We start from the raw sequence: 24,116 nt of genomic DNA, 5'->3' as shown, positions 1-24,116 counted from the left end.
AGTGACGACGGCGCGACAGTGACGACGGCGACGACGACGGCAACAGTGACGACGGCGGCGGAACGGCAGACCCGAAGAGCGGCCGAACCGGTCCTTCCCCTTCTCACCACCCCGATATGACGATCTCCCCGCCTGTGTGACGAACGACGCACGGAGATCGTTCCCGGCGGCCGGGGAGGGGTCCCGCTCAGTCCCTGGGCGCCAACGCGCCCCACCGCACCGTCACTTCGCCCTGACGCCATCGCACCGGCCCGTCCGTCACCGGCCAGTCGGCCGTCAGGGCGCGTACCGCGCGGATCCACCGCTGACGGGCGCCGTACGACGCGTAGGGCGCGGCCGCCGCCCAGGCGCGGTCGAAGTCGCGCAGGAACGCGTGCACCGGCTCGCCGGGGACGTTGCGGTGGATGAGCGCTTTGGGCAGCCGTTCGGCCAGGTCCGAGGGGCGTTCCAGGGAGCCGAGCCGGGTCGCGAAGGTGACCGTGCGCGGCCCTTCGGGCCCGAGCGCCACCCACACGTGCCGACGCCCGATCTCGTCGCAGGTCCCCTCGACCAGCAGACCTCCACGGGACCCGACGGCCGGATCGGCCGGTGCGAGCCGCGCGCACAGACGCTCCCAGACGCCGGTGACCTCGCCCTCGTCGTACTGCCGCAGCACGTTGGCGGCGCGCACGAGGTGCGGCCGCCGGGCGACCGGGACCTCGAACCCGCCGTGCCGGAAGACCAGCCCCTCGCGTTCGTACGGCGCGGCGGCCGCGACCCGGGCGGGCTCGATCTCGACGCCGACGACCCGCGCGCGTGGCGCGACCGCACGCAGCCGGTGCAACAGCTCGACGGCCGTCCAGGGCGCGGCCCCGTAACCGAGGTCGACGGCGACGGGGTCGACGGCGCGACGCAGCTCGGCGCCGTGCGTCGCGGCGATCCAGCGGTCCATGCGGCGCAGCCGGTTGGGATTCGTCGTCCCGCGCGTGACCGTGCCCACGGGGCGGACGGAGGCGTGGGATGTCATACCCGAGAGGGTAGTGCGGCGCCGGCGCCGGCCCGGCCGGCCCCTTGGCCGGGCCCCACGCACACCGCCCTCGAACGGTTGAGCGACACAGGGTAATGACTCGGCAAAAACCGCCCCCTTCCTTAACCCGCCCGGAATGGGAATCCCTCCGACCGGCGTTGCACCCCCCTGGAGGGCGCGCCACACCCTCCTTCCGGCATGCCCGCAGCAAGGAGGAACGGCCCGTGAGCCAGTACGCCAACAGGCTCGGGCGTCGCTCCACGGCGGCTCCCTCGCGGCTCAGGCTCCACCGCCGCCCCCGCCGCGTCGCGATGCTCTCCGTGCACACCTCTCCGCTCCACCAGCCCGGCACCGGTGACGCCGGGGGCATGAACGTCTACATCGTCGAACTCGCGCAGCGCCTCGCCGCCATCAACATCGAGGTCGAGATCTTCACGCGCGCGACGACCGGCGGTCTCCCGCCGACGGTCGAGCTGGCCCCCGGGGTCCTCGTCCGGCACATCGACGCCGGCCCCTACGAGGGTCTCGCCAAGGAGGACCTCCCGGCCCAGCTGTGCGCCTTCACGCACGGCGTGATGCAGGCCTGGGCCGGTCACCGCCCCGGGTACTACGACCTCGTGCACTCGCACTACTGGCTCTCCGGCCACGTCGGCTGGCTGGCCGCCCAGCGCTGGGGCGCCCCCCTGGTGCACGCCATGCACACCATGGCCAAGGTCAAGAACGCCAACCTGGCCGACGGCGACACCCCCGAGCCCGCCGCCCGTGTCATCGGCGAGACCCAGATCGTCGTCGCCGCCGACCGCCTCATCGCGAACACGGCGGAGGAGGCCGACGAACTCGTACGGCACTACCACGCCGAACCCGGCAAGGTCGCCGTCGTGCACCCCGGCGTCAACCTCGACCGCTTCCGCCCCGCGGACGGCCGCGCCGCCGCCCGCGCCCGCCTCGACCTGCCCCAGGACGCCCTGATCCCCCTTTTCGCGGGCCGCATCCAGCCCCTGAAGGCGCCCGACATCCTTCTGCGCGCGGTGGCCGTCCTGCTCGACGAGCGACCCGAGCTCCGCTCCCGCATCGTCGTCCCGATCGTCGGCGGCCCCAGCGGCAGCGGCCTCACCAAGCCGGAGGGGCTGCAGAAGCTCGCCGCGCGGCTCGGCATCGCGGACGTCGTACGGTTCCGTCCGCCCGTCGACCAGGACCAGCTCGCCGACTGGTTCCGGGCGGCGTCGCTGCTGGTCGTCCCCTCCTACAGCGAGTCCTTCGGCCTGGTCGCCATAGAGGCGCAGGCGGCCGGCACCCCGGTGCTCGCCGCCTCGGTCGGCGGACTCCCGGTGGCCGTCCGGGACGGCGAGACGGGCTTCCTGGTGCAGGGCCACGACCCGGCCGGCTACGCGCGCGTGCTCGCGCGTTTCGCCGACGGCCCCGAACTGCCCGCCCGCATGGGCGCGGCCGCCGCCGCGCACGCCCAGTCCTTCGGCTGGGACACCGCGGCCGCCGCCACGGCCGACGTCTACGCGGCCGCGACCCAGTCCCACCGCCGTCGCGTACGCTCCGAGCATGGGTGACGTGGAGAAGACCGCCGCACAGGCCATCGAGGCCTTCCTGCGGGACGCGGAGCTGGAGTGGGAGAGCACCGAGCCCGGCGCCTACGTGGCCCAGCTGCCCGGCACCCGCAAACTCAGGACGACCGTCTCCCTCATCGTCGGCCGGCACTCCCTCTCCCTCAACGCCTTCGTCATCCGCCACCCCGACGAGAACGAGTCCGGCGTCCACCGCTGGCTCCTGGAGCGCAACCTCAAGCTGTACGGCGTCGGATACGCCGTCGACCAGCTCGGCGACGTCTACGTCACCGCCCGCCTCCCTCTCTCCGCGGTCACCGCCGACGAGGTCGACCGCCTCATGGGCCAGGTCCTGGAGGCCGCCGACGGCGCCTTCAACACCCTGCTGGAGCTGGGCTTCGCGAGCGCCATCCGGCGGGAGTACGAGTGGCGCGTCTCCCGGGGCGAGCCGACGCGCAACCTGGACGCCTTCGCCCACCTGACGCAACGGCCGTCGGCCCCCTCCGGCCCGGCGGATCCGACGGATTCCGCGGACCCGGCGGATCCCACGGACCCGACCGGCTGACCGCCGCCGTTCACTTGCCGGACGGACCGCCCCGCCGTCCGTACCGTCCGGGTGTGACCCCCACCAACTTGCGGAAGTGCCGGGTCAGATGGGCCTGGTCGTAGAACCCGGAAGCCGCCGCGACCTCGCCCGACGGCAGCCCGTCGAGCAGGAGCCGACGGGCGAGATCGACCCGGCGGGCGGTCAGGTACTGGTGCGGCGCGATGCCGTACGCCGAGCTGAACGCCCGTACCAGGTGGGCCGGATGGGCCTGCACCAACCCGGCCGCCTCGTCCAACGTGAGACCTGCCACGACCCGTTCGTCGAGGAGTTCGCGCAGGCGCCGCGCGAGGCCGGGTTCGGGGCGCGGGGGAGCGGCGGGCCGCAGGCGTGGCCCGAGGCGGGCCCGCAGCCGCTCACCGATCAGGGTCAGCCGGCTGTCGGCCTCCAACTCGTCGCCGGGCCGGGCGAGCGCGGAGTGCAACTGGCCCACCCGCCGCCGCAGCACGGGATCGCGCACGTCGGGCGCGTCGACGGCCGCGCCGACGAGGTCCTCGCCGAGCACGCCGGAGTCGAGGTAGAGGACCCGCTTGCGGAACCCCTCCGGCGTCGCGGGCGAGCCGTTGTGCGGGACGTGCGGCGGCAGCAGGGAGACCGTGTCGTGCGGCGTCCCGTGCTCGTGCCGGTCGAGGTCGTAGCGCACCGCGCCGTCGTCGACGATGAGCAGCGTCCATGCCTCGTGGACGTGCATCGGGTAGGCGTACTCGGTGAAGTGGGCGTGGAAGACCTCCACCACGCCCGGCACGCGGGGGCGCCAGGCGCAGACGTCGGCCGTGGGCGGTGCGGCCAGGTGCTGGGCGGCCATGCAAAGAACGTACAAGACGGAGGCTGACGACGACCGGCAGTCTCGTCGTATGGACAGCGCGAACACCACGAACACGCCGCTCGCGGGGAACACCGCCGCCGCGGGGGGCACCACGGCCCCAGGGAAGCCCACGGCCACCGGTAACACCCAGGCAGCCCAGGCAGCCCAGGCAGCCCAGGCAGCCCAGGCCGCTCCGCCCGCCGCGGACGGCGAACCGATCCGCTTCGACACGAAGATCGCCGTGCTGCTGCGCGAGGACCTGGAGACCTGGCAGCGCCTGAACGTCACCGCCTTCCTGGTCAGCGGGCTCGGCACGGAGCTCCCCGAGGTGATCGGGGAGCCGTACGAGGACGCGGACGGCGTCCCGTGCCTGCCGATGTTCCGCCAGCCGGTACTGGTCTTCGAGGGCACGAAGGAGACGTTGAAGACCGCCCACGCGCGCGTGCTGTCCCGGTCCCTCCCGCGCGCGGTGTTCACGGGCGACCTCTTCGCCACCGGCAACGACCGCGACAACCGCGCGGCGGTGCGCGCCGTGCCGACGGCCGATCTCGACCTGGTCGGGCTGGCGCTGTACGGCCCGAAGAACGCGGTGGACAAGGTGCTGAAGGGGGCGAGGATGCACCCGTGACGCGGATGCCGCCCGTGCCGCGGACGCGCCCGCGCCGCTCATGCCGCCGATGCCGCCGAAGGGCACCGACAGCATCGACAGCACCGACGGCTCAGACGGCTCAGGCGGCGTTGACCTGGGGCTTCGCCGACGCGGCGGCCGTGTGCTCGGCGGCGGGCGCGGGCGCCTCGTCCGGGAGCCGGCGCATCAGCAGCCCGTACCCGAGCCCCGCCGCCGTCCCGACCACCGCGCACATTCCCCAGAGCCATTGCGCGCCGAGCCGGTCGATGACGAGGCCGGACATCAGCGGGGCGACCAGGGAGGCCACGGCCCACGAGAGGGTGTACATGCCCTGGTAGCGGCCTCGGCCATGGGTGGGGGAGAGCCGGACGACGAGCCCGGTCTGCGTGGGCGCGTTGACGATCTCGGCGAGGGTCCACACACAGACGGTGAGCGCGAACACGCCGACCGATCCGGCGAAGGCGGTCAGCCCGAAACCGTATCCCGCGAGCACCGAGGAGATCACCAGCAGCCGCCGGGGGTCCCGGTGCTCGATGAACCGCGTGACGGGGATCTGCAGCGCGACGATGAGGACGCCGTTGACGGCGATGGCCATGCCGTAGTCGGCCGGCGTGAACCCGGCCGCGCCCATCGCCACCGGCAGCCCGACGGCCCCCTGCTGGAAGACGAGCGCGACGAGGAAGGACAGCCCGACGACGCTCATGAAGCGCCCGTCGCGCAGAACGGTCCCCAGCCCCGCCTTGTCGCTGTCGCCGACGCCCTTGTCCGTCTGCTCGGGCCGTGACTCGGGCAGCTTGAGGAAGACGACGATCGCGCACACGAACGTCATCCCGGCCTCCAGGAGGAAACCGGCCCGGTAACTGACCTCGGCGATGAACCCGGCGGCCGTGGAGGATACGGCGAACCCGAGGTTGATGGCCCAGTAGTTGAGCGAGAAGGCGCGGACCCGGTCCTCGGGCCGCACGATGTCCGCCATCATCGCCTGCACGGCCGGCCGGGAGGCGTTGGAGGCCATCCCGACGAGGAAGGCGACCCCGGCGATGGCGACGGGATGTTCCATGAACCCGAGCAGCGCGACGGAGGCCGCGGTGGCTGTCTGGGCGAGGAGCATGGTGGGCCGCCGTCCGAGCCGGTCCGCCATGACTCCGCCGCCGAGCGACGACACGACCCCGCCCAGCCCGTGCAGCGAGGCGACGAGCCCGGCGAAGGAGGCGGAGTAGCCGCGGTCCAGGGTCAGATACAGCGCCATGAAGGTGGCGACGAAGGCGCCGAGCCGGTTGACGAGGGTGCTGGTCCACAGCCACCAGAACTCTCGGGGCAGCCCGGACAACGTCTCGCGGGCAGCACGTCTCAGTACGGCGACAGGCATGGCGGATCCCCCGGGATGTAAGTGGCGCACGCAGCACTCAGAACTTACGAGGGAAGCCGAAGCGGAGGCCACTCATTTAACAGAACCGATCAATCGTCGCGGTCCCACACCGCCGTCCCGACGCGTTCCGCCGTCGCCCTCCCGGCCGCCTGCGGGCCGTCCTGCGGGCCCTCCTGCCCTCGCCGTGTCCGCTGTATGAGCGGCCGCACAACGCATCGGAGTGGTGGATTACGCTCGTACGCATGGCCGACGCACCGTACAAGCTGATCCTCCTCCGCCACGGCGAGAGCGAGTGGAACGCGAAGAACCTGTTCACCGGCTGGGTGGACGTCAACCTCAACGAGAAGGGCGAGAAGGAGGCGGTCCGCGGTGGCGAACTCCTGAAGGACGCCGACCTCCTGCCCGACGTGGTCCACACGTCCCTCCAGAAGCGAGCGATCCGCACGGCCCAGCTGGCCCTCGAATCCGCCGACCGCCACTGGATCCCGGTCCACCGCTCCTGGCGCCTCAACGAGCGCCACTACGGTGCGCTGCAGGGCAAGGACAAGGCCCAGACGCTCGCGGAGTTCGGTGAGGAGCAGTTCATGCTCTGGCGCCGCTCCTACGACACCCCGCCCCCGCCCCTCGAGGACGGCACCGAGTTCTCCCAGTCCGAGGACCCGCGCTACGCGACGATCCCGCCGGAGCTCCGCCCCCGCACGGAGTGCCTCAAGGACGTCGTCAACCGGATGCTCCCCTACTGGTACGACGGCATCGTCCCGGACCTCCTCGCCGGCCGCACGGTCCTCGTCGCCGCCCACGGCAACAGCCTGCGCGCCCTCGTCAAGCACCTCGACGGCATCTCCGACGCCGACATCGCGGGCCTGAACATTCCGACGGGCATCCCCCTCGCATACGAACTCGACGCGGACTTCAAGCCGGTCACCCCGGGCGGCACCTACCTCGACCCGGAAGCGGCGGCCGCAGCGATCGAGGCAGTCAAAAACCAGGGCAAGAAGAAGTAAGCGAACGCCAGTAAGCCCCCTGGCCGCGGTTTCTCCGTCGGTCGGGGGGCTTTTCGGCGGGGTGGGGTCGTCGGGGGAGAGGTGAACGGTCCGTGTGCGGTGGTGCTGACGGCGGCGAGGTTCTGCGTTACGGTCCCGGGCCATGGCTGAGGGCGACGGTGTGCCGGAGAAGGTGGCGTGGGTTCTGGTCCGGGACGGCCTGGTGCTGGTGACGCGTAGTCATGGCAGAGATCGGTTCTACTTCCCGGGCGGTCATCGCGAGCCGGGGGAGTCCGACGGCGAGACCCTGGTACGGGAGATCGACGAGGAACTGCAGGCGGCGATCGACCCGGGTTCCATGGTGCACTTCGGCACGTTCGAGGTCGGCGAGGGGCATCCGGAGCACGGCCCGTTCCGGATGATCTGTTACACCGCCGATCACCGCGGCGAGCTGGTCCCGGCGCGGGAGATCGCCGAGAAGGCGTGGTTCGGTTATGCCGATCGGCATCGGGTCTCCGTCATCGACGCCATGGTCTTCGACGCGCTTCGCGAGGCCGGGCGGCTCACCTGAGGACGGCAGTCCGGGAGCGGTCGTCCTCTGGTCTCCTCTGGTCTCCGCTCCGCCGACCCCGCCTCCCGGGTCGGGGGCAGGCGCCGGCGGGGCGGAGACGGGGTTCCGGTGGGCGGGGGGCTCGGTGCGTTCGGGGCGTCAGGGCGTCGGCGTCTTCGCCGGTGAGTCGGTCGCCGTGTTCGGGGTGCTCGTCACGGTCGTGGCATCCGTCGGGTTCGTCCGGGGAAGTTCGCGGACGACGCGGCGACGTCCCGTCGGCACGAGGAGCGGGTGGGCGACGCCCCAGGCCGCGCCCTTGCAGACCAGTTCCTTGTAGAGCGCGGCGGGCCGTCCCGTCAGGGCCGCCTTGACGGCGCGGTCGTCGGCGGTGACGTACTGGATGAGGCCTTCCCTGCGGCCCAGCGAGATGCACTGGTTGAAGTAGCGCAGTGGCACGTCCGGGATCTTTCCCCCGGTCAGGCGGCCCGCGACGGCGTCGGCCGCCTGCCATGCCGTGGGGACTCCCGAGGCGCACGACATCCGCAGCGGCTTGTCGCCGGGGCCCGTCACCAGGGCCGCGTCGCCGATGGCGTACACGTCGGGGTGGGAGACCGAGCGCAGGGTCCGGTCGACCACGATCTGACCGGCGCCGGTCACCTCCAGGGCGGTGGCCTGCGCGATGGGGTGGACGGCGAAGCCGGTCGTCCAGACGGTGGCGGCGGACGGGACGGTCCTGCCGTCGGCCGTGACGACGTGGTCTGCCCCGACGGCGGTGACGGTGGTGTGCTCGTGCACGGTGATGCCGAGATCGTCGACGACCTTGCGCAGGTGCCGGCGGCCCTTGGACGAGAGCCAGTCGCCCAGGCCGGCGCGGGCGGCGAGGGAGACGTCGAGGTCCGGGCGGGCCTCGGCGATCTCGGTCGCCGCCTCCAGGCCGGTGAGGCCGGCGCCCACCACGACCACGGGCTGTCCGGCGGCCAGTCCGGACAGGCGCGCGCGGAGCCGGAGCGCTCCGGCCCGGCCCGCGATCTGGTGCGCGTGCTCGGCGGCGCCCGGGACGCCCTGGTCGTTCCAGCCGCTGCCGAGGGCGTAGACGAGGGTGTCGTACGCCAACTCCTCGATGCCGTCAGGGCCGTCAGGGCCGTCGGCGCCGTCGGCGGCGAGGACGGCGACGGTCCTGCGGTCGACGTCGACGCGCATGACCCTCGCGATCTTCAGTCGCACGCCGGTGCCCGCGAACATCTCGCCGAGCGGGCGGGGCCTGAGGTCCTGGCCGACCGCCAGCTGGTGCATCCGGACGCGCTCGACGAAGTCGGGCTCGGCGTTGACGAGGGTGATGGCGACGTCTTCGCGGTGCAGTCGCCTGGCGAGGCGCCCGGCGGCGATGGCTCCGGCGTATCCGGCCCCGAGGACGATGATGCGGTGCTGCATGTCGCTGCTCCTGTCTTGAGCGGATTCGCCCCTTGAACCGGGCGGCCCGCCGTTTCCTGACAGAAGAACGATGTGAAGCAGCTCACATCTCGGTCAGAAGGCGCGGAGCAGGGGTTCCCCGTGGTCGACGGCGGCCCAGCGCCTGGTCGCGCGTTCGAGCTTGTCGGGGTTGACCTGGTTGCGGAACGCGGCGATGCCGTCCGCGCCGATCTCCAGGCACATGACGCCGATGACCCGGTCGTCGAGCACCGCCACGAGGGCCGGGGCTCCGTTGGCGGTCGTCGCGTAGACGTCGGGCGAGCCGCCGGCGATGGACCGCTTGGCCTGACTGGGCTTGAACAGGCCGCGCATGAACGTCGCGACCGCGAGGGCGCCCTCGAACGCCTTGGCGCGGGCCGGGACCTTCCCGCCGCCGTCGCCGATCGCGATGGCGTCCTGGGTGAGCAGCCGCACGAGCGGCTCGGTCCGGCCGGTGGTGGCGGCCGCGAGGAACTCCTCGACGATGCGCCGGGCGGCGGCTTCGTCGATCTCGACGCGGGCCCTGCCCCCCTGTGCGACGTGCTTCTTGGCGCGGTGGAAGATCTGCTGGCTGGCGGTCTCGGTGAGGTCGAGGATCTCGGCGATCTCCCGGTGCGGGTAGTCGAAGGCCTCCCGCAGCACGTACACCGCCCGCTCGTTGGGGGAGAGGCGCTCCAGCAGGGTCAGCACCGCGTACGACACCGATTCGCGCTGCTCGGCGGTGTCGGCGGGGCCGAGCATCGAGTCCCCGGCGAGCAGCGGTTCGGGGAGCCACTCGCCGACATAGGTCTCGCGCCGTGCGCGGGCCGACGTGAGCTGGTTGAGGCACAGGTTGGTGAGCACCTTCGTCAGCCAGGCCTCGGGAACCGCGACGCGCTCGACGTCGGCGGCCTGCCAGCGCAGGAAGGTCTCCTGCACGGCGTCCTCCGCCTCGCTCGCGGAGCCCAGCAGCCGATAGGCGATGGCCTCCAGGCGGGGCCTCGCCGCCTCGAACCGGTCCACGTCGCTCACGGTCAGGGCCATGGCACGGATCCTAGCCCGCGGGGGCCCCGGGCCGCCCTTCGTCACCAGTGGGTCACAGGCGGCCGGCCGGAAGAACCTTCGTGACCATCCGGGTCGTCTGCCGGGGTGAACAACGGCGCGAGGCGGACGCCCGCGCCGATTCTGAATCGGGGGAACGGCATGCGTGACACGGATGGAAGCGCGGGCGGAAGCGTCGACGGACGGCGGAGCGGACGCGGGAGCGGACGGGAGAACCGGGCCGGGAGCCGGGGTGTCCTGCGAGCGGGGCCCGGGCATGCGCGCCGGGGTTCGGCGGTGGCGGCCGTGGTGGCCACGGCGGCCCTGGCGATGACCGGGTGCCAGCCGACGGATTCGCCGTCCCCCGCGGGGAGTTCCGCCCCCGTCACGTCCCCCGCCGGGGGTTCCGCCCCCGTCACGAGCCCCGCCGGCGGTTCCTCCGCCGGTAGTTCCGCCTCCGCCGGTGGTTCCTCCTCGGCGGGTTCCGCCTCCGGCGGTTCCGCGTCCTCGGCCCCCGCGACCGCCTCGGCCCCGGCCTCCGGCGCCCCCTCGGCCTCCGCCCCCGCCCCGGCCACCGCGTCGGCGTCTCCCGCCGGCGGTTCGACGGGCGGCGCCGTGGCGACCTGTGCGGCGAAGAGTCTGAAGGTCACCGCCCGGCAGGCAGCCGTGCGGCCGACCGGCACCGGGACCGGCGCCGCGATCGTCACGTTCACCAACGTCTCCGCCCGGGCCTGCGTCCTCAAGGGGCACCCGTCCGTCGCCGGGGCCGGCAACGGCTCCCCGGAGCACAACTCCCCGCTCGCCGTCACGCCCGTCGGACCGGCCGTGCCGGTCACGCTGGCCGCGGGCGGCAGGGCGTACGTGAAACTGACCTTCGTGCAGGTGCAGGGAGAGGCCGACGGGTACTGCGTGTCCGGCGCGACCCCCTCCGTGTACCCCACGATCGTGGTCGGCCTGCCGGGCTCCGGAGCGCATCAGGTAGCCCTGGACGACGGGCAGTTCGCCGAGTGCGACAACAAGGTGACCGTCACGGCCGTGTCCGCGGCCAGGCCCTGAGCCGTCCCGGACGCGACGAGGGGCCCCGGCGTCGTGTCGACACCGGGGCCCCGCATCCGCGTACGTCCGTCAGGTGCGACCTCAGCCGCACTGGCAGGGGTTGCCCGACTGGCAGCCGCAGCCGCACCCGGAACCGCAGCCGCACGCGCCGATCAGCATCAGGTTCCTGATCTCGGCGGGCTGCTCGGTCGGGCGCTGCTGTGTCGGGTCGGGCGTGGGAGTGCTGGGGGACTCGGCCATGGGTTCCTCCCGGAGGCGTAGGACCTGTAAGGACCTGTGCCCATTGCATGCCCGTTCCCCTGGGCGCATCAACGGCGCACAGTGTCTTGCGCACGCCCGGGACGGGCCCGGCACGCCCCTGGCGGACGACCGCGCGCGGGCGGACCGGATCCCCCGCGCATCACCCGGCCCGCCCGGCGCTCGTGCCCCGAACGCCCCCGCCCAGCTCTCGCCTGCCCGGGAAGCTCTCGTCTCAGAGACCCTCGTCCTCGGCGCCCGCTGCCGCTCCCGGGGCCGTCCCCGCGGCCGGCTGGATCTCCGGCGGCAGGTCCTGCTGGAGCTCGTCCGCGTGCTCACCGGTGACCAGGAACACCACGCGCTTGGCGACGGCCACCGCGTGGTCGGCGAACCGCTCGTAGTAGCGGCCGAGCAGGGTCACGTCGACCGCGGTCTCGATGCCGTGCTTCCACTTGTCGTCCAGCAGGTGCTGGAAGAGCGTGCGGTGCAGCAGGTCCATCTCGTCGTCGTCCTGCTCCAGCTGGAGCGCCAGGTCGACGTCCTTGGTGATGATGACCTCGGCCGCCTTCGCCATCAGGCGCTGCGCGAGCTGGCCCATCTCCAGGATCGTGGCGTGCAGGTCGTGCGGCACCGCACGGTTGGGGAAGCGCAGCCGCGCCAGCTTCGCCACGTGCTGGGCGAGGTCGCCGGAGCGCTCCAGGTCGGCCGACATCCGCAGCGACGTGACGACGATCCGCAGGTCCGTCGCCACCGGCTGCTGCCGCGCCAGCAGCGCTATCGCCCGCGCCTCCAGGTCGTGCTGCAGCTCGTCGACCCTCTTGTCGGCCTCGATGACGCTCTCGGCGAGCTTCAGGTCGGCGTCGAGAATGGCCGTCGTGGCGCGTCCGATCGCCGACCCGACCAGCCGGGCCATCTCCACCAGGCTGTCGCCGATCGAGTCCAGTTCCTCGTGGTACGCGTCCCGCATCAGGGTTCCCTCTCGTACGTCGTGCTTGGGGTTCGGGTTCGGTTCCGGGGGCCAGAACCGGCCGGGACACCAGGTCGGAACCGGTCCTCCGACCGGCGCCGACCGGCCCTGTGACCGGAGCTGCGAACCCCACGGTGCCACGCTCCGCCCCGTACGCGTCGATTTCCGTCACCTCAAATGAACCACCCCTGGCTCCAAGGTGAACTCTGGGCGACGAGTGTTCGAGCTCGCACCTCGATGGCTGTGGCCAGGACCGAACCCGTGCCTAACCTGGGGGCATGGACGTGAACGCGGCGGTCGCCGCAGCGGCAGCGATCGCCGGGGTGCTCACCGGTGTCATCGCCATGCTGGCGTTCCGCTGGAGCGAGCGGGAGCAGAAGCGCCCCACGCGCACCTCCCTCCACACGGACCCGGTGCTTCCGCCGGGCGTGGACACCGTCCTGTCGGTGCTCCGCTCCTCCGCCGTCGTCCTCGACGAGGCCGACGCCGTCGTCAAGGCCAGCTCCGCCGCGTACGCCCTCGGGCTGGTCCGCGGGGGCAAGCTCAGCGTGGAGCCCATGCTGAAGATGGCGCGGGACACCCGACGCGACGGGGAGATACGCCAGGTGGAGCTGGACCTTCCCCGGCGCGGGACGGGGCGCGGCGAGGCCCTCGCCGTGTCGGCCAGAGTGGCCCCGCTGGGCTCGCGGCTCGTGCTGCTGCTCGTCGAGGACCTCACCGAGGCCCGCCGGATCGAGGCGGTCCGGCGGGACTTCGTGGCGAACGTCAGCCATGAGCTGAAGACGCCGGTGGGTGCGCTCTCCCTCCTCTCCGAGGCCGTCATGGACGCCTCGGACGACCCCGAGGCGGTGGAACGGTTCGCCGGCCGGATGCAGATCGAGGCCACCCGGCTGACCAGCCTGGTGCAGGAGCTCATCGACCTGTCGAGGGTCCAGAACGACGATCCGCTGGAGGACGCCGAACCCGTCGGCGTCGACGAACTGGTCGCGGAGGCCGTCGACCGCTGCCGGCACCAGGCCGGCGCCAAGCAGATCACCATGGCCGCGGGAGGCCCGGCCGACCTGCGCGTCTGGGGGAACCGGGGCCAGCTGGCCGCGGCCCTGGGCAACCTGGTCGAGAACGCCGTCAACTACTCGCCCGCCCGCACGCGCGTGGGCATAGCCGCTCGTAGGGTGAACGCCCCGGGCGGGGACCTCATCGAGATCGCCGTGACCGATCAGGGCATCGGCATCTCCGACAAGGACAAGGAGCGCATCTTCGAGCGCTTCTACCGGGTCGACCCCGCCCGGTCCCGTGCCACCGGCGGCACGGGCCTCGGGCTGGCGATCGTCAAGCACGTGGCCGCCTCGCACGGCGGGGAGGTCACGGTGTGGAGCGCCGAGAACCAGGGCTCCACGTTCACCCTGCGGCTGCCGGAGGCGGGCGCGGCCCGCGACCGCGCGCAACAGAGTCCGGACCCGGACGAGGTCGACGACGTCGACGACCTCGACGAGGTCGCCCCCTCCTCCTCCCGCCCCTCACCCCAGGCGCCGCCCCGCGCCTCATCCCCGAATTCGACCGCGTACCAGACGCTTTCCGCCCCGGAGGTCCATCCGTGACCCGAGTGCTCGTCGTCGAGGACGAGGAGTCCTTCTCCGACGCCCTGTCGTACATGCTCCGCAAAGAGGGCTTCGAGGTCGCGGTCGCGACCACGGGCCCCGACGGACTCGACGAGTTCGAGCGCAACGGCGCCGACCTCGTGCTCCTCGACCTGATGCTGCCGGGGCTGCCCGGCACGGAGGTGTGCCGTCAGCTGCGCGGCCGCTCCAACGTCCCCGTGATCATGGTGACCGCCAAGGACAGCGAGATCGACAAGGTCGTCGGCCTGGAGATAGGGGCCGACGACTACGTGACCAAGCCCTTCTCCTCGCGCGAGCTGGTCGCCCGCATCCGGGCCGTGCTGCGCCGCCGTGGCGAGCCGGAGGAGGTGACGCCGGCGGCCCTGGAGGCGGGTCCGGTCCGTATGGACGTCGACCGCCACGTGGTGACGGTCTCCGGTTCCAAGGTCGACCTCCCTCTGAAGGAGTTCGACCTGCTGGAGATGCTGCTGCGCAACGCCGGCCGCGTCCTGACCCGGATGCAGCTCATCGACCGGGTGTGGGGCGCCGACTACGTCGGCGACACCAAGACCCTCGACGTCCACGTCAAGCGGCTGCGCGCCAAGATCGAGCCGGACCCGGGTGCACCGCGTTACCTGGTCACGGTCCGTGGCCTGGGCTACAAGTTCGAGCCGTAGGCCGGCGCACATGGCTGAAGGGCGGCGCCCCGCGCGGGGCGCCGCCCTTCAGCCATGTCCTGGTACCGGCGGCTCAGTGGCCGGCCGACGCCGACGCCGACCCCGACGCGTTCGGGGAGGCCTTGCCGGACGGTGCGCCCGACCCGGAGGCCGCGCCGGACGGTGAGGCGTTCCCGGAGGGCGACGCGCTGCCGGACGGCGACGACGAGGGCTTGGCCGAGACGCTCGGGAGGGAGCTCGGGCCCCACGAGGAGAAGTAGCCCTCGGCGGGGACGACGTAGGCGCGCAGGCTGACCGCGCCGGTCTCGCTGAAGGTGAAGGTCACCTTCTGCGCGTCGCCGTCCTGAACGGCCTCACGGCTGTTCGGCAGGACGGCGGATGCGTTGTTCGGTCCGCCGATGACGACCGAGCCGTGGGCCGGGACGGTGAGCTTGCCCTTGCCCTTGGCGGGCTTGAGCTGGGCGGACTTGCCCGTGCCGTCGACGGTGACGGACTCCAGGGTCTGGGGGTCGTCGCTGGCGTTGAAGACCGTCGCCGAGATCACCGCGGGGCCGGTGGACTGCAGGTCGGGCTGGGTGATGACGACGACGTTCTGCAGCTTGATCTTGCCGACGTGGGCGGCGGCGTTGTCCGGCTTGACCTCCAGCGTCTGGGAGTCGTTGCCGGCGCCGCAGGCGGCGAGCGAGGCGATCGAGAACGCGATGGCGGAGGCGGCGAGGGCGCCGCGTCGAAGGCTGCTGCTCACGGCGGCGGCAACTCCTTTTGTACGCGCGGGCGGCTTTCCTTTGAACAAAGCCGTCCTAAGGGTCTGTCAGCAGCCTCAGGTTACCGAGCCCTTCCCGTGCCACCGCACCCGACCCGCCTCTGGAGTGATCTCGGGCCCGACGGCGCTCCCGGCCGCCCTGCCGACGGACCTCCCCGCCACGCTCGTCACACCCGTCCCGACAGTCGCTCGCGCCCCATGAGTCACATTGACTTCACCCGTGGTCCACCTGCTCGCGCGTCATTCCGATAACCGCGGTGCACGTCCGCTCGCGGATTTTCCGTGAAGGAATGCGCGCGCGTTCCAGAATTGATCACGCCTCCGGCCGAACGGCTGATGATCAATTCCAGAAACGGCTCGCATCCCGCCAGGCGCACCGAACGGAGTAACGGAAGTCGCACGTGTGGAAGCGGACATATGTGGACGTTCGGCCGTTCGGGCGGAGCTGTGGATGCGTGTAGCGTACGCGTTTCTCCCCCCTCGAAGAGCCGCTCCGACCTGCGAATACCTGCCCCCGAGGACCCTTCGCAGCACGTCCGTGTTGGTGTTGTCAAGCCCCGAGATATGCCCTGACCTGCGAAAACGCCATTCAGAACCCGGAGTTTCCGTGTTACCCTGGATAGCCACGGAAGGGGTACCTGTCACATGACGTTCAAGGTTGGCGACACCGTGGTCTATCCCCATCACGGGGCCGCGCTGATCGAGGCTATCGAAACTCGCCAGATCAAAGGCGTGGACAAGACCTACTTGGTGCTGAAGGTCGCCCAGGGCGACCTGACGGTACGTGTGCCAGCGGACAATGCGGAGTTCGTCGGCGTGCGTGATGTGGTCGGTCAGGACGGGCTGGACCGGGTCTTCGAGGTGCTGCGCGCGCCGTACGCCGAGGAGCCCACGAACTGGTCGCGTCGTTACAAGGCAAATCTGGAGAAGCTCGCCTCCGGCGATGTCATCAAGGTCGCGGAAGTCGTGCGTGACCTGTGGCGTCGTGAGCGCGAGCGCGGACTCTCCGCCGGTGAGAAGCGCATGCTCGCCAAGGCCCGCCAGATCCTGGTGAGCGAGCTCGCTCTCGCGGAGAACACCAACGAGGACAAGGCCGAAGCCCTGCTCGACGAGGTTCTCGCGTCCTGACGCCGGTTCTGCACCGGCCTCGGCACACCGAAGAACACTGAACTGCCGCGGTGCCCGATGACGTACTCCCGTCGCCGGGCGCTGCGGCATGTTCATGCCCGGACATCTCCGGGCTGTCCCGCCCCACGGGGGTGACCCCCCGATACTTGGTGTGCCGGGCCCGGGCTGCTGCCTCGACCGGTGCGTCACGGAAGGGTCGGTCAAGGCGTCGCGCCCGGCACTTCCCAGGCCATACCCACGGCAGGCCAGCACACAAACCTGACAGGAACCGATGTCTGACGATTCGCGTCCCTCCCCCGCGTCCGCCCGCACGGCCGCGGTGATTCCGGCCGCCGGCCGGGGCGTCCGCCTCGGTCCGGGCGCCCCCAAAGCACTGCGCGCGCTGAGCGGCACGCCCATGCTGATCCACGCGGTACGCGCCCTGGCCGCCTCCCGCGCCGTCTCCCTGGTCGTCGTCGTGGCCCCGCCCGACGGCGCCGGCGAGGTCAAGTCGCTGCTCGACGCGCACGCCCTGCCCGACCGCACCGACTTCCTCGTCGTCCCCGGCGGCGACTCCCGCCAGGAATCGGTGAAGCTGGGCCTGGACGCGCTGCCCCCCGAATACGACATCGTGCTGGTCCACGACGCCGCCCGCCCCCTCGTCCCCGTCGACACGGTGGACGCCGTCATCGAGGCCGTCCGCGAGGGCGCCCCGGCCGTCGTGCCCGCGCTGCCGCTCGCGGACACCGTGAAGGAGGTCGAGCCGGCCGCCTCCCCCGGCGACGCCGAGCCGGTCGTCGCCACCCCGGAGCGCGCCCGCCTGCGTGCCGTGCAGACCCCGCAGGGCTTCGACCGCGCCACCCTGGTCCGCGCACACGAGACGGTCGAGACGGACGTCACCGACGACGCCGGCATGGTCGAGCTGCTCGGCCTGACGGTCGTCGTCGTCCCCGGCCACGAGGAGGCCTTCAAGGTCACCCGCCCGCTGGACCTGGTCCTCGCGGAGGCGGTCCTCGCCCGCAGGAGGCTCAACGATGGCTTCTGAGACGCCGCTCGCCGGGGCCCCGCTGCCCCAGGTCGGCATCGGCACCGACATCCACGCCTTCGAGGAGGGCCGCGAGCTGTGGTGCGCGGGCCTCAAGTGGGAAGGGGAGGGCCCCGGACTGGCCGGGCACTCCGATGCGGACGTCGTCGCGCACGCCGCCTGCAACGCGCTCTTCTCCGCCGCCGGCCTCGGCGACCTCGGACAGCATTTCGGCACCGGCCGCCCCGAGTGGTCCGGCGCCTCGGGCGTCACCCTGCTGACCGAGGCGGCCCGGATCGTGCGCGCGGCCGGCTTCGTCATCGGCAACGTCGCCGTCCAGGTCGTCGGCCCCCGGCCCAAGATCGGCAAGCGGCGGGACGAGGCCCAGAAGATCCTCTCGGAGGCGGCGGGAGCCCCGGTGACAGTCTCCGGCGCGACCACGGACGGACTGGGCTTCCCGGGGCGCGGCGAAGGCCTGATGGCGATCGCCACGGCCCTGGTCGCGCGCACCGGCTGAGCCCCGCCGCGCACACCGGCCGAACCCCCGCCGCAGGGCACCGCACCGGCCCGCGCCCCGGCATGTCACGAATATGTGGCCCTTGGGCGGAAGGGGCCCGGGGCACTGCCCCGCGCCCACTACCCTGGTGGGGTGACCATTCGCCTGTACGACACCAGCGCCCGGCAGATCCGTGACTTCATCCCGCTCACGCCGGGCTGCGTCTCGATCTACCTCTGTGGCGCCACCGTGCAGGCCGCCCCGCACATCGGGCACGTGCGCTCCTACCTGAACTTCGACATCATGCGCCGCTGGCTCGTCCACCGCGGGTACGACGTCACGTTCATCCGCAACGTCACCGACATCGACGACAAGATCATCGCGAAGTCGCACGACCAGGGCCGCCCCTGGTGGGCCATCGGCTACGAGAACGAGCGGGCCTTCAACGACGGCTACCAGGCCCTCGGCTGCCTCCCGCCGACCTACGAACCGCGCGCCACCGGGCACGTCCCCGAGATGATCGAGATGATGCGCGGCCTCATCGAGCGCGGCCACGCCTACGAGGCCGACGGCAGCGTCTACTTCGACGTGCGCTCCTTCCCCGGCTACCTGGAGCTGTCCAACCAGGACCTCGACGACCTGCGCCAGCCCGCCGAGGAAGGCATCACCGGCAAGCGCGACCCGCGCGACTTCGCGATGTGGAAGGCCGGCAAGCCGGGCGAGCCGGACTGGGAGACCCCCTGGGGCCGCGGCCGCCCCGGCTGGCACCTCGAGTGCTCCGCCATGGCGCACAAATACCTGGGCTCCGCCTTCGACATCCACGGCGGCGGCCTCGACCTGATCTTCCCGCACCACGAGAACGAGATCGCCCAGGCCAAGGCCTACGGCGACGAGTTCGCCCGGTACTGGGTGCACAACGCCTGGGTCACCATGAGCGGCGAGAAGATGTCGAAGTCGCTGGGCAACAGCGTCCTCGTCTCCGAGATGGTCAAGCAGTGGCGCCCGATCGTGCTGCGCTACTACCTCGGCACCCCGCACTACCGCTCGATGATCGAGTACAGCGAGGAGTCGCTGCGCGAGGCCGAGTCGGCGTTCGCCCGGATCGAGGGGTTCGTGCAGCGCGTCGTCGAGAAGGCCGGGGGAGTCGTCGAACCCGCGGCCGAGGTGCCGCCGGCGTTCGCCGAGGCGATGGACGACGACCTGGGCGTTCCCCAGGCGCTGGCCATCGTGCACACGACGGTACGGCAGGGGAACTCGGCCCTCGCCGCCGACGACAAGGAAGCCGCCGTGGCCCGCCTCGCCGAGGTGCGCGCCATGCTCGGCGTCCTCGGCCTGGACCCGCTCGACGCCCACTGGACCGACGAGGAGAGCCGGGGCGAGGACCTGCACGGCGTGGTCGACAGCCTCGTACGCCTCGTTCTCGACCAGCGCGAGTCGGCCCGCGCACGCAAGGACTGGGCGACCGCGGACGCCATCCGCGACCAGCTCACGCAGACCGGCCTGACCATCGAGGACGGCCCGCAGGGCCCGCGCTGGACCCTGGGTCCGCGTTAGGACGGCCACGGGCCCGTCCTTGATCGACTGTGCCGCCCGGCCCCCCGGGCGGCACACTGCATAAGACGTTTGTACGAAGCTCACGGAGACGAGTGACTCATGGCAGCCAACAACCGCCGCATGTCCGGCAAGAAGGGCGCGCAGGTCGGCAGTGGCGGCCAGCGACGCAAGGGCCTGGAGGGCAGGGGTCCGACCCCGCCCGCCGAGATGCGCAAGAAGCACAAGGCGAACCGCATCGCGAACGCCAAGGCGAAGCAGGCCGCACGCCGGCCCACGCCCCGCGGCCGCGGCGGCAAGGGCACGTCCGAGATGGTCGTCGGCCGTAACCCCGTCGTCGAGGCGCTGCGCGAGGGCGTCCCCGCGACGATGCTGTACGTCCAGCAGTTCATCGACAACGACGAGCGGGTGCGCGAGGCGCTCCAGCTCGCCGGCGAGCGCGGCGGCATCCACCTGATGGAGGCCCCCCGCCCCGAGCTGGACCGTATGACCAACGGCCTCAACCACCAGGGCCTGGTCCTGCAGGTCCCGCCGTACGAGTACGCCCACCCCGAGGACCTGGCCGCCGCCGCCTACGACGGCGGCGAGGACCCGCTGATCGTCGCCCTCGACGGCGTCACCGACCCGCGCAACCTCGGCGCCGTCGTCCGCTCCGTCTCCGCCTTCGGCGGCCACGGCGTCGTCGTCCCCGAGCGCCGCGCCGCCGGCATGACGGCCGGCGCCTGGAAGACGTCCGCCGGCACGGCCGCCCGCACCCCGGTCGCCCGCGCCACCAACCTCACCCGCGCCCTGGAGGCCTACAAGAAGGCCGGCATCGCGGTCGTCGGCCTGGCCGCCGACGGGGAGCACGAGGTCGGCCAGCTGCCGGCCCTCGACGGCCCGGTCGTCATCGTCGTCGGCAGCGAGGGCAAGGGGCTCTCCCGGCTCGTCGGCGAGACCTGCGACTTCCGGGTGCGGATCCCGATGCCGGGCGGCGCCGAATCCCTCAACGCCGGTGTGGCGGCGGGCATCGTCCTCTACGAGGCGGCCCGGCGCAGGAGCTGACCGCGGGCCGGGCGCGGCTTGCGGACCCTGGCGAACAGATGTCCGCAAGCTCACCCGAACAGGTCAACCCCGGCGCGTAGTGCAACCTTGACGGAGTCCGGACAGATCCGCCGGGTCAAAGCAGTGTCCTAAGCGCACGTCACTCGGTTAGATGAGTGTGGACACCAGAACACCCCGCACACCCACGGGGGACCGCTCGTCGGGATTCGACGACGCTCCCGCGCTGAGCATGGTGAAGGTGCCGAGCGACCCGGCGCAGATCATCGTCAGCCACGCGAGCTTCCGCGTGCAGCTCAACGCGTCGGCGCGGCGTAACCAATCCCCGCGGATCGCCCGGCACGTGAGCGCCATCGATGACACCGCGCGCATGGCCGCCGTCGGGGCGGTGGGCAGAGCGGGCGCCTCTTCCGGAGGCCGTCGGCGGGCCGTCGTCTGGAGCGGCAAGTCCGCCCCCGACGACACCGGCGCCCACCGACTGCTGCAGGCCGTGCGGGCAGGCAGCGTCGGCCACGGCGAACCGCCGTCGGCCGACGCCGGCGCCACCCAGGTCATCCCCCGCGTCGGCGCCGACGACAGGGGCTACGACGGCCAACTCGCCGCCCAGACCATGGAGACCCCGCTCGTCGGCGCCCAGCGCACGCCCGTCGCCGGCGAACACCGCCTCCTGCCGAACATGCGCACCGTCGGCAGCGCCTACGACGAACCCGCCTACGACGACGCCCAGTTCGAGGACTTCGGCGAGACCCGTCACGGTGGCGACCCGGACGTCGAACCGACCCGGCGCAGCCGCCGACAGAGCGACGACCCCGCCCGGCACGCCTACTACCCCGGCCGCCGGATGAACCTCGGCGTGGTCCTGCTCCCGCTGCGCGTCTTCCTCGGCTTCATCTCCATCTACGGCGGCATGGGCAAGCTGTGCGACCCCGTCTACTTCGACGGCGGCAAGCGCGGCTCCATGGTCAAGTGGCTCGACACCCTGCACCCCTGGGAAGTCGCCGAGCCGCTGCGCCAGTTCGCCCTCCACCACCCCGTCGGCTCCGGCCTCGTCATCGCCTTCCTCCAGGTCGTCGTCGGCGTCCTCACCGTCCTGGGCTGCTGGCAGCGCGTCGCCGCTGTGCTCGGCGCCGGACTCTCGGCCGCGCTCATCGTCACCGTCAGCTGGAAGACCGTCCCGGTCTACGACACCCCCGACATCATCTACCTCGCCGCCTGGTCACCGCTGATCATCGCCGGCGCCCCCGTCTACTCCGTCGACGGCCGCCTCGCCGCCGGCGCCTGGCGGCGACTCGGCCCGCGCACCGACCTGTGGGAACTGCGCCGCTACGTGCTGCGCCGCGGCGCCCTGGTCACCGCGATCGCCGTCGGACTCACCCTGCTCGTCGGCTCCCTGCTCGGCGGCGCCGTCCGCGACGCCGACCGCGTGGTCGTGCCCGGTCCGGGGGAGCCCCCGCGCAACGAACTGCCCGGCTCCCCGCTCCCCGAGCAGTCCGGCTCGCACAAGGCCTCCCGGAAGCCCTCCGCGTCCACCTCGCCCACCCACGGCGCGGCCTCGGCCTCCCCGACGGCCGGCACGGACAGCGAGCCCTCCAAGACCCACGACTCCGGCACCACCGGCGACTCCGGCGCGGGTGCGCCCAGCCAGACCCAGGGCACCGCGGGACAGGCCCCGCACGAGCGGTCCACCCCGCAGGAGCACGCCCCCGCCACCAGCTCGGGCCCCTCCTCCGGCGGTTCGGCCTCCTCAGGCGGTTCCACCAGCGGCGGCGGCAGCGGCTCGGACGGCGGCTCGTCGTCCTCGGGCCAGCCGGGCCTGGTCGGCGGCCTGCTCGGGTAGACCGCCTGCCCGGGCAGAGCGGACGTCCGAAAAGACCAGGGTGCCGTGCGCTTCACAGCGCACGGCACCCTGGTCTTTTCACACGGGACACCGGAACAGGGACACGAGACCGGGACGCAGGGCAGGGGGACGTGCCGATGTGCGGCTACGCCGCGCGGCGGCGACCGGTTCCCACCAGACCAGACCAGACCAGACGGGACCGGACCAGACCAGGACCGGACCGGCAGTCGAGCACGGACCCGTCCCCTCTGAGGCCCCGCAGAGCGACGCTCAGCGACGAACCGCGGCCAGCTCCTTCGCCGCCTCGGTCAGATCCTTCGCCGTGTCGATGGCCCGCCAGTACGCCCCCTGCGGGAGCGGGAAGCCGGCCAGCCGCCGCTCACGGGCCAGATGCGGAAACGTCGTCCGCTCGTGATCGCCTCGTTCGGGCAGCAGCCCCGCGAACTCCGGCGAGAAGACGTATACGCCCGCGTTGATCTCGTACGTCGTGGGCGGCGCCTCGATGAAGTCGGTGATGTGACCGAACCCGTCCGTCTGCACCGCGCCCCACGGAATACGCGGACGCGCCAGCGCCAGGGTCGCTATGGCGTCGCGCTCGGTGTGGAAGTCGGCCATCTCGCGCAGCGAGAAACGGGTCCAGATGTCGCCGTTGGTCGCGTACCAGGACCGGTCGGGGTGCGGGAGGCGCGCGGCCGCGTACTTCAGACCGCCGCCGCGGCCCAGCGGCTCGGTCTCCACGACGGTGGTGACCGCCACGGGCAGATCCGCCGACTTCAGCCAGTCCTGCAGCACCTCGGCGAGATGGCCGCAGGAGACGACGACGTCGGTCACACCCTCCTCGGCGAGCCAGCGCAGCTGATGACCGATGATCGGCGTCCCGGTACCGGGGATCTCGACCATCGGCTTGGGCCGGTCGTCGGTGTACGGGCGCAGCCTCGACCCCTGGCCACCGGCCAGGATGACGGCTTGCGTGGGTCGGGACGCGGCGTGCGGATCGGTCATGCCCGCACTGTACGTGCCGCATGATGCGGGACGTACGGCTCCCCCGGTGGAGGAGGAACCGCACGTCCCGGTACGGATGCCAGGGCCCGGCGACCGGGCCCTCTGCCTGGGGTTCCTGCCTGAGCCGGCGCTCCGGCCCGTTGCCCGGCCCTCTGCCCGAGCTTCAGCCCTGCGCCTCAGCCCCGCGCCGCCAGGACGCCCGAGGCGAAGGCCGTGTCGCACACCGGGCGGGAGTACGACTGGGCACGCGACGGACCGTACATGCGGACCGCGGCGCGACCGAGGGCGCGGGCGATGGAAGAGCAGTGCCTGGCCAGCGAGGGCTTGCCGTTCACGGCGGCCTGGAGATGGGTCAGGGCGACGCCTGGATCCTTCTCCTGGAGCTCGGCCAGCAACTGGTCGCGCAGGACGTCCTGCGGGGCCTTGGCGGCCTCGTGCGAGGACTGGTGCGCGGCGGAGACGTCGGAGGCGGTGAGCACCGAATCCGAGGGGTTCCCCGACCAGTTGACCCGGGTGACCGCGAGGGTCCCGGAGAGCACCATGACGACGGGCAGGACGAGGGCGAGCGAGCGGCCGATCCGGCGGGCTGGGCCGCCCCGGCCGCTGCGCGTGCGCTGGGTGGTGGAGTGGTTCGCGGAGTGCTTCACGCGTGAGAGGGTAGCGTGCAGTAATGATTTGGCGACATTTAGTCACCCGGACGGGGGATGATGTCGTGCCTCCCATTGGGTAAAGGGTTGACGAGTGCCCGTCGAAATGTCCGCTGTGCCGGGGATTCTGCGGACGCGGAAAG

The 24,116-nt window shown here is 72.2% G+C and carries 24 protein-coding genes; 14 read left to right on the top strand and 10 right to left on the bottom strand.

The window, feature by feature from the left end; genetic code table 11:
- Positions 1 to 187: 187 nt before the first annotated feature.
- Positions 188 to 1,006 carry an SAM-dependent methyltransferase gene (locus tag BG482_RS20875; RefSeq protein ID WP_107450665.1) on the bottom strand — a complete coding sequence of 273 codons (819 nt, stop codon included), beginning with the start codon at positions 1,004 to 1,006 and terminating at the stop codon, positions 188 to 190.
- A gap of 224 nt (positions 1,007 to 1,230) precedes the next feature.
- On the opposite strand from BG482_RS20875, the gene mshA reads away from it, so the two are divergent.
- Complete coding sequence (gene mshA / locus BG482_RS20870) at positions 1,231 to 2,568, top strand: D-inositol-3-phosphate glycosyltransferase (RefSeq protein WP_069770578.1); 1,338 nt, start codon at positions 1,231 to 1,233, stop codon at positions 2,566 to 2,568.
- Entirely contained in the window at positions 2,561 to 3,127 is a 567-nt protein-coding gene (locus BG482_RS20865; protein WP_256096421.1) for a YbjN domain-containing protein, read from the top strand. The genes mshA and BG482_RS20865 overlap by 8 nt, the downstream gene beginning before the upstream one ends.
- A 10-nt stretch (positions 3,128 to 3,137) precedes the next feature.
- On the opposite strand, the gene BG482_RS20860 is transcribed toward BG482_RS20865, so the two are convergent.
- A complete protein-coding gene (locus BG482_RS20860; RefSeq protein ID WP_069770577.1) occupies positions 3,138 to 3,971 on the bottom strand; it encodes an AraC family transcriptional regulator in 834 nt (277 codons plus the stop codon).
- Between the two features lie 217 nt (positions 3,972 to 4,188).
- On the opposite strand from BG482_RS20860, the gene BG482_RS20855 reads away from it, so the two are divergent.
- A complete protein-coding gene (locus BG482_RS20855; RefSeq protein WP_069770647.1) occupies positions 4,189 to 4,599 on the top strand; it encodes a DUF2000 domain-containing protein in 411 nt (136 codons plus the stop codon).
- 100 nt (positions 4,600 to 4,699) lie between these two features.
- Here BG482_RS20855 and BG482_RS20850 read toward each other — a convergent pair whose 3' ends face one another.
- Entirely contained in the window at positions 4,700 to 5,968 is a 1,269-nt protein-coding gene (locus tag BG482_RS20850; protein ID WP_176741430.1) for an MFS transporter, read from the bottom strand.
- Between the two features lie 242 nt (positions 5,969 to 6,210).
- Between BG482_RS20850 and BG482_RS20845 the strand changes: the two genes are divergently transcribed.
- Entirely contained in the window at positions 6,211 to 6,972 is a 762-nt protein-coding gene (locus tag BG482_RS20845) for a phosphoglyceromutase (RefSeq protein ID WP_069770576.1), read from the top strand.
- A gap of 142 nt (positions 6,973 to 7,114) precedes the next feature.
- Positions 7,115 to 7,522, top strand: coding sequence for an NUDIX domain-containing protein (locus BG482_RS20840; RefSeq protein ID WP_079141967.1), 408 nt, complete (start codon positions 7,115 to 7,117; stop codon positions 7,520 to 7,522).
- Between the two features lie 138 nt (positions 7,523 to 7,660).
- Here BG482_RS20840 and BG482_RS20835 read toward each other — a convergent pair whose 3' ends face one another.
- Positions 7,661 to 8,932 carry an NAD(P)/FAD-dependent oxidoreductase gene (locus BG482_RS20835; protein ID WP_069770575.1) on the bottom strand — a complete coding sequence of 424 codons (1,272 nt, stop codon included), beginning with the start codon at positions 8,930 to 8,932 and terminating at the stop codon, positions 7,661 to 7,663.
- 93 nt (positions 8,933 to 9,025) lie between these two features.
- Positions 9,026 to 9,973 carry an RNA polymerase sigma factor SigJ gene (gene sigJ / locus BG482_RS20830; RefSeq protein ID WP_069770574.1) on the bottom strand — a complete coding sequence of 316 codons (948 nt, stop codon included), beginning with the start codon at positions 9,971 to 9,973 and terminating at the stop codon, positions 9,026 to 9,028.
- Positions 9,974 to 10,585: 612 nt separating this feature from the next.
- Between sigJ and BG482_RS45315 the strand changes: the two genes are divergently transcribed.
- On the top strand, positions 10,586 to 11,026 hold the full coding sequence (locus BG482_RS45315; RefSeq protein ID WP_069770644.1) for a DUF4232 domain-containing protein: 441 nt from the start codon (positions 10,586 to 10,588) through the stop codon (positions 11,024 to 11,026).
- A gap of 81 nt (positions 11,027 to 11,107) precedes the next feature.
- Here BG482_RS45315 and BG482_RS44055 read toward each other — a convergent pair whose 3' ends face one another.
- Together BG482_RS44055 and phoU are read right to left on the bottom strand one after the other, a co-directional pair.
- Positions 11,108 to 11,266 carry a hypothetical protein gene (locus BG482_RS44055; protein WP_167467506.1) on the bottom strand — a complete coding sequence of 53 codons (159 nt, stop codon included), beginning with the start codon at positions 11,264 to 11,266 and terminating at the stop codon, positions 11,108 to 11,110.
- A 232-nt stretch (positions 11,267 to 11,498) separates the two neighbouring features.
- Positions 11,499 to 12,230 (bottom strand): phosphate signaling complex protein PhoU, encoded by a 732-nt coding sequence (gene phoU, locus BG482_RS20820; protein WP_069770573.1) that lies wholly within the window; start codon positions 12,228 to 12,230, stop codon positions 11,499 to 11,501.
- A 278-nt stretch (positions 12,231 to 12,508) separates the two neighbouring features.
- On the opposite strand from phoU, the gene BG482_RS20815 reads away from it, so the two are divergent.
- Both BG482_RS20815 and BG482_RS20810 read left to right on the top strand, forming a co-directional pair.
- Positions 12,509 to 13,828, top strand: a complete 1,320-nt coding sequence (locus tag BG482_RS20815; RefSeq protein ID WP_069770572.1) for a cell wall metabolism sensor histidine kinase WalK — start codon at positions 12,509 to 12,511, stop codon at positions 13,826 to 13,828.
- Positions 13,825 to 14,505 carry a response regulator transcription factor gene (locus BG482_RS20810; protein WP_015659563.1) on the top strand — a complete coding sequence of 227 codons (681 nt, stop codon included), beginning with the start codon at positions 13,825 to 13,827 and terminating at the stop codon, positions 14,503 to 14,505. The genes BG482_RS20815 and BG482_RS20810 overlap by 4 nt, the downstream gene beginning before the upstream one ends.
- A 73-nt stretch (positions 14,506 to 14,578) precedes the next feature.
- Here BG482_RS20810 and BG482_RS20805 read toward each other — a convergent pair whose 3' ends face one another.
- Positions 14,579 to 15,250 (bottom strand): DUF461 domain-containing protein, encoded by a 672-nt coding sequence (locus BG482_RS20805; RefSeq protein WP_069770571.1) that lies wholly within the window; start codon positions 15,248 to 15,250, stop codon positions 14,579 to 14,581.
- A 663-nt stretch (positions 15,251 to 15,913) separates the two neighbouring features.
- Here BG482_RS20805 and BG482_RS20800 point away from each other — a divergent pair.
- From BG482_RS20800 to BG482_RS20775, 6 genes are all read left to right on the top strand, one after another.
- Positions 15,914 to 16,396: a CarD family transcriptional regulator gene (locus BG482_RS20800; RefSeq protein ID WP_003953493.1), complete on the top strand. Its 483-nt coding sequence runs from the start codon at positions 15,914 to 15,916 to the stop codon at positions 16,394 to 16,396.
- A 271-nt stretch (positions 16,397 to 16,667) separates the two neighbouring features.
- Positions 16,668 to 17,420 (top strand): 2-C-methyl-D-erythritol 4-phosphate cytidylyltransferase, encoded by a 753-nt coding sequence (gene ispD / locus BG482_RS20795; protein WP_069770570.1) that lies wholly within the window; start codon positions 16,668 to 16,670, stop codon positions 17,418 to 17,420.
- Positions 17,410 to 17,916, top strand: a complete 507-nt coding sequence (ispF, locus tag BG482_RS20790; protein WP_069770569.1) for a 2-C-methyl-D-erythritol 2,4-cyclodiphosphate synthase — start codon at positions 17,410 to 17,412, stop codon at positions 17,914 to 17,916. Before ispD ends, ispF begins: the two co-directional genes overlap by 11 nt.
- A 132-nt stretch (positions 17,917 to 18,048) precedes the next feature.
- Positions 18,049 to 19,449: a cysteine--tRNA ligase gene (gene cysS / locus BG482_RS20785; RefSeq protein ID WP_069770568.1), complete on the top strand. Its 1,401-nt coding sequence runs from the start codon at positions 18,049 to 18,051 to the stop codon at positions 19,447 to 19,449.
- A 99-nt stretch (positions 19,450 to 19,548) separates the two neighbouring features.
- The gene (gene rlmB / locus BG482_RS20780; protein ID WP_069770567.1) at positions 19,549 to 20,490 is read left to right on the top strand and encodes a 23S rRNA (guanosine(2251)-2'-O)-methyltransferase RlmB; all 942 of its coding nucleotides are present in this window, start codon (positions 19,549 to 19,551) and stop codon (positions 20,488 to 20,490) included.
- 151 nt (positions 20,491 to 20,641) lie between these two features.
- Positions 20,642 to 22,324, top strand: coding sequence for a DoxX family membrane protein (locus BG482_RS20775; protein WP_079141965.1), 1,683 nt, complete (start codon positions 20,642 to 20,644; stop codon positions 22,322 to 22,324).
- A gap of 270 nt (positions 22,325 to 22,594) precedes the next feature.
- Here BG482_RS20775 and BG482_RS20770 read toward each other — a convergent pair whose 3' ends face one another.
- Together BG482_RS20770 and BG482_RS20765 are read right to left on the bottom strand one after the other, a co-directional pair.
- On the bottom strand, positions 22,595 to 23,326 hold the full coding sequence (locus BG482_RS20770) for a nucleotidyltransferase family protein (protein ID WP_069770565.1): 732 nt from the start codon (positions 23,324 to 23,326) through the stop codon (positions 22,595 to 22,597).
- Positions 23,327 to 23,502: 176 nt separating this feature from the next.
- Positions 23,503 to 23,973 carry a hypothetical protein gene (locus BG482_RS20765; RefSeq protein ID WP_069770564.1) on the bottom strand — a complete coding sequence of 157 codons (471 nt, stop codon included), beginning with the start codon at positions 23,971 to 23,973 and terminating at the stop codon, positions 23,503 to 23,505.
- Positions 23,974 to 24,116 lie beyond the last annotated feature (143 nt).

Origin of the sequence: Streptomyces sp. LUP30 (assembly GCF_001746365.1) — a bacterium.
Taxonomy (GTDB): domain Bacteria; phylum Actinomycetota; class Actinomycetes; order Streptomycetales; family Streptomycetaceae; genus Streptomyces.
Note: the sequence above shows the minus strand (reverse complement) of the source record. Positions and strands in the feature narration are given on the sequence as shown.